Annotated in this window: 6 protein-coding genes; 2 read left to right on the top strand and 4 right to left on the bottom strand. The window is 63.8% G+C overall.

All coding sequences use genetic code 11. The features are described 5' to 3' along the window. A partial coding sequence (locus tag AC5JJ1_RS10215) for an IS1380 family transposase (RefSeq protein ID WP_495785011.1) occupies positions 1–966 on the bottom strand: 966 nt, incomplete at its 3' end. A 128-nt stretch (positions 967–1094) separates the two neighbouring features. Here AC5JJ1_RS10215 and AC5JJ1_RS10220 point away from each other — a divergent pair. Next, the gene (locus tag AC5JJ1_RS10220; protein ID WP_495785016.1) at positions 1095–1433 is read left to right on the top strand and encodes a DDE-type integrase/transposase/recombinase; all 339 of its coding nucleotides are present in this window, start codon (positions 1095–1097) and stop codon (positions 1431–1433) included. Between the two features lie 330 nt (positions 1434–1763). Here AC5JJ1_RS10220 and AC5JJ1_RS10225 read toward each other — a convergent pair whose 3' ends face one another. Beyond that, positions 1764–2774 (bottom strand): magnesium transporter CorA family protein, encoded by a 1011-nt coding sequence (locus AC5JJ1_RS10225; RefSeq protein WP_495785012.1) that lies wholly within the window; start codon positions 2772–2774, stop codon positions 1764–1766. 240 nt (positions 2775–3014) lie between these two features. Here AC5JJ1_RS10225 and AC5JJ1_RS10230 point away from each other — a divergent pair, with 240 nt between their 5' ends. Next, on the top strand, positions 3015–3563 hold the full coding sequence (locus tag AC5JJ1_RS10230; protein ID WP_495785013.1) for a DUF4337 domain-containing protein: 549 nt from the start codon (positions 3015–3017) through the stop codon (positions 3561–3563). Positions 3564–3825: 262 nt separating this feature from the next. On the opposite strand, the gene AC5JJ1_RS10235 is transcribed toward AC5JJ1_RS10230, so the two are convergent. Beyond that, positions 3826–5226, bottom strand: a complete 1401-nt coding sequence (locus AC5JJ1_RS10235) for a carbohydrate porin (RefSeq protein WP_495785014.1) — start codon at positions 5224–5226, stop codon at positions 3826–3828. A 543-nt stretch (positions 5227–5769) separates the two neighbouring features. Next, positions 5770–6027, bottom strand: coding sequence for a hypothetical protein (locus AC5JJ1_RS10240; RefSeq protein WP_495785015.1), 258 nt, complete (start codon positions 6025–6027; stop codon positions 5770–5772). Positions 6028–6533 lie beyond the last annotated feature (506 nt).

Consider the following 6533-nt stretch of genomic DNA (forward strand, 5'->3'; position numbering starts at 1 on the left):
AACCACGAAGCGGATGTCGAGGCCCAAGGTGCTCGCCTCGATGCGGGCCACCACCCGGCGCTGCTTGCCCCAGGACTTGGCGCCATAGTGGGTCTCGGCAAAGCGGCGCAGCACCGGGGCGTTCTCCTCGGCGCGGCGGACCCGCACGTCATCGGCGGCGTCCTCGACCGCGGCTCGCAGCACGGCGTTGGTCGGCAGGCCGAAGACGTAGTCGATCCCCTGTGCTTCGCAGAAGGCCATCACCTCCGGGCGGCCATAGTGGCCGTCGCCGCGCAGGGTGATGTGGGTGTTTGGCCAGTGGCGCCGGATCTGCCGGACTAGGCGGCGCAGATGGCCCCGGATCTCCTGGCCGGAGGGGGTCTTGCCCGGCCGCAGCAGCACCATCACCGGGCGGGAGGTCGCGGTGTCGTAGACATGGATCGGCAGGAAGCAGCGCTCGTCGTAGTGAGCGTTGAACAGCGACAGCTGCTGGTGCCCATGCACCACGTCCACGGTGTCGTCGATGTCGAGCGTCACGGCGGCGGGCGGCCTGGGGTAGCTGGCGCAGTAGAGGTCGACCATGGCCCGCGTCAGCCGGATCACCTCGCGCAGGGAGGGCGCGTTCTCCCAGCGCGACATGGTCGGCTGCGAGCACAGGTCCCGGCCCGTGTCGGGCAAGCGACCGCAGGCCAGTTTGAAGCCGGGATCCCGGCGCAGGTGGTCGAGGTCGTCGGCATCCTCGTAGCCACAGGCGATCGCCAGGATCCGGGCCCGCAGGATGTCGGCCAGGGGGTGGACCACCCGCGACGGGTCGCGCGGGTCGGAGATCAGCGCCGCCAGTTGGTCACAGACGCCGAGTTGGCGCTCGGCCGCGGCCAGCAGCAGCACGCCGCCATCCGAGGTCAGCCGCCCGCCATCGAAGGCAGCGACCACCTTCTTGCGGCCGAGCGCTGGAAAGCCGAAGGGCTCGGTCGCATCGTCGTCCATGGCGGGTGTGGCGCGGCCTGATGCTGCTGCGGATTGGTCTCGACACCCAGATCCGTAAACGCAATCAGCAGCTTACGCCACACCCGCCAGCCGCATCGCAAACCCCTGGTGAATAAGAACGGCTAGAGCTGCTAAAGCGCCAGTGCCGGACGCCGCGTGTCATAATCACCGACAAGCCTCCTTGCCAAGGGGCAGCCAAGCAGGAGGTGATGCCCGGCGTCGAGCACCGGCAGCACAAGGAGCTGAATAACCAGGCCGAAAAGTCGTATCAGCCGACGCGGCGGCGAGAACGGCTGATGAAGCAGTTCAAGTCAGCATGGCAGGCGCAGCGCTTGCTCTCCGCCCACAACCAGATCAACAGTCTCTTTCACCCCCGCCGCGACCACGCCACCGCCATCCAGTATCGCGCCGCAGGGGCGCGCGCGTTCGAGGCATGCGCGAATATCAGCGGAATTGCAGCCGCCTGAATTCTGCTGAACAACTGTTCTTGGCGTGGCGGTGCGGCGGCTTTTGGTCAACAATTTGACGGTGCTGCCTCAGTAACGTGTGTGGAGCGGTCGGCGTCCACGGCCAGTACCAACAGGACGGCCACCGGGCCGTCCTGTGCGTTGATGCGTCCAGGCCCAGTCGTTAACGGTGTGATTACGTCAACAGCAAGAAAATCTCTGGGCCGCATGCACATCGTTCTTGTTCTTCTTCTGTCGGCATGGTGCCGGTACCTCCTGCCCAGCGCCGCATCGCGGGTCCGTGCCAGCCTCGACAGAGCCTGCGGACATCAAGTTTGGACATAGCTTCAATCAAAGCCAGCCACGATGCTTGAACCAATAGTAGGGTACGACAGCGGAGACCATCATCAGCAGCAGGGCAAACGGATACCCAAAGGCCCAAGATAGCTCAGGCATGTGCTCGAAGTTCATACCGTAAACGGTGCCGACCAGGGTGGGCGGCAGGAACAGCACCGCCGCCACCGAGAACACCTTAATGATACTGTTCTGTTCAAGGCTGATAAGCCCGAAGGTAGCTTCGAGCAGAAAGCCAATCTGCGCCGACAGATGTGCGTCGTAGTCGGTCAGGGAGGCGACGTCGCGGTCCAGGGTTGAAAGGCGTGCGCCGACGCTGTCTTGCAATCGCCCGTCTGCGCCCTGGCGGAAGTAGGCCAGCATGCGGCCAAGGCTCAGCAAACTCTCGCGCAACTTGCCGGTCAGCGAACTGGACCGGCCTAGGCGTTTGACGACAGCCTGAAGGTCGGTGGCAGGCCTGCGCCGCTTCCGGCGGGTCGCAACCCCACTAGCCGCCGCTGTCTGCTCGTCCTCGGCGAAGATCTCGTCGGAAAGGGCATCAAGCTGCGCGTCGGTGGCCTCGATAATGTCGGCAAGGCGGTTCACCACATTCTCGACCAGGGACAGGAAGACTAGGTCGCTGCTGTTGTGGGCGCCCGGGTCGCGGCGGCACTTGGCGTCGAAGGTGCGGAACGGCAGGGGGTCGGCATAGCGGATTGTCACTAAAGTCCTCGGAGTGAGAACGAAGGTGACCTCAGCGGTGGTGGGGCGTCGCTCGCCGACGCCGGTGACGACCACGGCGGTCATTACGAGCGCCCCCCGGTCCTCGTAAAGGCGAGCGCTTTCCTCAATAGCGGCCATCTCCTGCCGCGTCGGCACACCGGTACCCAACAGGCGCTCTACAGCGTTCTCCTCTTCAGCCGAAGGGTTGAGGAGGTCGATCCAGATCGCATCTGGAGGTAGCGCCGTGAGATTAGACTCAGCAACAGGCCCCAGCACGCCGTCCTGGACAGCAAAGACACCGATCATAGAAAGCTCCCTAGTTCGCGGCGGCCCTTGCTGCGGATCTGGAGCCCGAAGATGTGCACCGGACCGTGGCCGACGTTGTAGGCCGGGTTCACCACAAGCTGGTAGTTGGGCGCCGAGTTCAGGCCGGACGCCACCCGAGGAGCGCAGTGGAACTTCTTGTTTCACCATGGTGAAGCATCACCCTGCCGTTCTCCACCGAATGCGGGTATGAAGCGCGCCTCACCGTTGGAGTGTGGAACCATGGTCAACGCCGCCGAGGCAGTCGAGGAGGCCAAGGGTAACCGGAGAATCGCGCTGCTGATCGCCGCTCTGGCTCTGGCCCTCGCGCTCACCGAGGTGGCGGGTGATGACGCCAAGACGGAGGCGCAACTGAAGAACGTCGAGAGCGCCAACCTGTGGTCGTTCTTCCAGGCGAAGACCGTGCGCCAAACGACGCTGCGAGGCTTGTCTGACCTGCTGCCATTAATGACACCGCGCCCAGGCCGCGAGGCCGACGCCGAGCGCATGCTTGAGCGGTGGCGGGCCAACATCGATCGCTGGGAGACCGAGCCGGAAACCAACGAGGGACGCCGTGAGCTGATGGCCCGAGCCAAGCGAGCCGAGGAGGAGCGGGACGAGGCGATGCGGCTCGACGGCCGCTTCGACGCGGCGTCGGCCCTGCTGCAGGTTGGCATCGTCATCGCTTCGGCCGCCATCATCACCGGCACGGTCATGCTGGTCTGGGTCGGCGCGACCCTCGGCGGTGCCGGGGCACTCTTGTCTCTGGCCACCTTTATTGGCCTGGCCTAAGAGCGCGTTAGCGCAACATCAGATCCGTCGTGTGGACGGAACGAGGTCGCGTGCCCGTACGGGATGTTGGTTAGTGCAGGGCTTCTACTGCAGCGCTGATCCGAGGATATGATGACCGCGCTGCTGAGATCACAAGGCCAATGCTTCCGACACCATCATGCTGCTCCGGCAGATGTTGGATAAGGCGCGATATGGAAGCAGCAGGCTGCGCTTGCGCCAGTACCCGCATGTCTGAACGTGCTACTCACACATTCAAACTTTGTCAGTACAGGAGGCGCGTGCGGAGGCCGACAACGAGGGCGTTGCGTCCGCCCGGCATCTCGCTCGGATTCCAGATATGCGTGACGACAGGTTGCAGGTCGAAGCCCGGGCGGATCTCGGCGAGGTAGGTCAGTTCCAGATTTGCCTCGAAGCTGCGGCGCGGCTGCGCGCTGCCCGACAGCCTTGCGAGGTCGCGGTCGAAGTCCCGTACGGCTTGCGCGTATTCGGCAAAAATGAAGCTTACGCCGAAGCGATCGTTGGGTCTTTCTGGCACGAGGTTGGCGAAGACGACCCCACCATCGGCATAGAAGCCGATGGTGCTGCGGTCCTGCGGCGCGACCGAGACGCGCCCGAAGACTGATACGCCTGACAAGGCATCACCGCCTGCGGGCCTCCACAGCTGCTGGTCGAGAATGCCATAGAGCCCCCAAGTGCCGCGGCGTCGGAGCGGCACGCCGACGCTTCCAGGGTCGGCGAGCAGCGAACCGTCCGCGGCGAAGCGCAGATCCTCGAACTTGCCCAGATGGCTCCAGCCGCCAAGCTTGAGGGTGCGAGCTAGGCCGGTCGCATCCGCCTCCTGGTTCCAGCGCCACCTTGCCTCGCCGAAGACGAGCGCCGGGTCCTGCACGCGGAAATTGGTGTTGTAGCGGTTGCGTACCTGGTCGTCAGTACCGTCGCGGCCTGGCGGGCCCGTGTTGCCGTTGAAGATCGCAGCCCTCATCTCGAACCTGGGGCTTGGCCTGAACCCCACCATCGCGCCGGGCGTCGCAAGCGGAAAGGCTGGCCCACCGCCTGGCAGGTTGAGCGCGCTGATCGTCGGGAAGTCGCTCTGGAGGAACATCACCGACAGGTCGGAGTAGAGGAACTCCACATCGGCTGCGAGCTGGCCCGCGCGCAGTCGCACAGTGTCCCCGAACAGGCTCTGCTCAAGCCACGCCTCTGAAAGGCGGATGCGCGGCATCGCCTCGATGGCAGCGATGGTGTTCACGCCGCCCACATAGTCGCGCCGAATGCGGCCCGAATTATGGAGGAAAAAGCCGTTTGCGTAGCCTCGCAACCCGGCGATGCCCGCCAGCCGTTCGAAATCGACCTGGAGGGAAGGCTCGAAGAGACCTTGGTTCACCCAGCCGCGCCGCTGCCCGCCGCGCACATTGCCAAGCACGTCGTTGATGTAGGACAGGCGGAACTCGATCCCCTGGTCGGAGAGCCTACGGACGATGCCAAGGGGGTCGCCGCCATCCGGCAAAGTGTCGCGCAGGGAGGACTCTAGGGGGCCATCCGATCGTGGGCCGCGCTCCTCGATTTGTGCCCGCGCACCTTTCCCGGGGGATGGAAGGATCAGCAGCAAGGCGGTCAGGAAAGCGCTCGACAGGGCGGACAAGATACGGCGGCTGACCGGCATGGACCTCTTTCCAAAGCCATGCCGGCTGGTAGATCATACCCGTCCGCGGCTGCTCAAGCCGCAGATGGTGATACTTGGCTCCAGTAAGAACCTAACCGGTCGCTACGCGTCTCGCATCCCTCTGGTTGAAGGGCACGGCAGCCTCGATGATGATTCCAACCCGTGCTCTCGGTGCCAGAGTTGAAGAGGTGCTTTGACCCGCAGAGAGCATCCACATAAGCGATAACCTCTGCCTTCTAAATTCAGAACAATATTTGTTCTCGGCGTCGTTGGCCGCTTCTGTTGGTGCCTTATATGGTTTACTCGCTTTGCGCTTGCGTCACGGTCGCACAGAACCGACTGCGGTAAGATGCCACGTCGCACGACCGTCGGAGCGGTCCAGCACAATTCAGCCCCGCTTACGCCAGCGCTGGATCTCCTGCTCGGCGGAGGCGGGGCTATCCGCCTCGTCGGGACTGAAGTCCCAGCGTAGCTCCTGGTAGGTGAATGGGGCTCCGCTAGCCATGCGCCGCATTATGACTGACAGGTTGGCAACAAAAGCGCTCAATCGGCACCTACCAAAAGCCCATCTGCCACCGCAGCGATAAACAGACACGACATTCCCGCAATAAAGATGGGCGCGGTGCTATCGGGATTACCTAAAGCAAGTAGCGAAAGGGCACCGGCGCACATGAGAGTTGTGCCGGTATTTCCGATGACCTCAACCGGCCAGCGTCGCCTCGTTGGCGCCGTCAGCGAGAGGGACGGTTCAACAACCAATCCTAGATGATCTTTCATATCCATAACGCGACAAACCTTCATGCTGCGAGCTTCTGTTGCGTTACGACAACTTGGCACCACCGACCCCACGCAGCGGCCCTCGCTGCCTGAGTATGCTGCGGCAAACGATCGAGGAACAGCAAGCCGGGCTGAGAGAGTCCAGCAGGCAGCGCCTGCGTTCGGCGCCGATCCCGGCGGGGATCGTGATGCTCCACAGATCCAGCTCGCGGCCTACCACCATCCGTAACCAGCTGATTCTTAGCTGGTCGGCGGTTCGGCGCCGGCTCTCCTCGGGCGTGATCCTTGATCGTGGGCTCATAGCGTGGATAGCAGACGCCACAGCCCTCGACGCCAGCCCAACGCGCCCTAACTTGCCATAGGGGCCGCGTGGCGCAATGGAGCGCCTGCCCGCGGCAGTGGGCTCAGTACGGCTTATGGCTATAACTGGTCGGCCCCATGGCCACCTCATACTCGCTGGCCCAATGATCCGTGTTAACACTACCTGGGCAGTCTGAAGTCAGGCGGCGGCCTAAGCTTTCGCCGGCAGT

This window comes from Belnapia sp. (assembly GCF_059504005.1).